Annotated in this window: 1 protein-coding gene; it reads left to right on the top strand. The window is 77.3% G+C overall.

Annotation, left to right across the window (positions count from 1 at the left end; genetic code table 11):
- The coding region (locus G3I54_RS20250) for a biotin/lipoyl-containing protein (protein ID WP_343240370.1) at positions 1-300 on the top strand (300 nt) is incomplete at both ends.

Here is a 300-nt window from a genome sequence, read left to right as displayed (position 1 = left end):
GCGCTCGGCGAGAGCGTCACCGAGGGCACCGTCACCCGCTGGCTCAAGGAGGTCGGCGAGGAGGTGGCCGAGGACGAGCCGCTGCTGGAGGTCTCCACGGACAAGGTCGACACCGAGATCCCCGCCCCGGTCGCCGGTGTGCTGCTGGAGATCGTGGTCGGCGAGGACGAGACCGCCGAGGTCGGCGCCAAGCTCGCCGTCATCGGCGCCCCGGGCGCGGCTCCGGCCGCCGCTCCGGCGCAGCCCGCCGCCCCGGCCCAGGAGGCCCCGAAGCAGGAGGCCCCCGCGGCTCCCGCCCCG

This window comes from Streptomyces sp. SID14515 (genome assembly GCF_010548505.1).
In the GTDB taxonomy this organism is placed as follows: Bacteria; Actinomycetota; Actinomycetes; order Streptomycetales; family Streptomycetaceae; genus Streptomyces; species Streptomyces caviscabies.
Note: the sequence above shows the minus strand (reverse complement) of the source record. Positions and strands in the feature narration are given on the sequence as shown.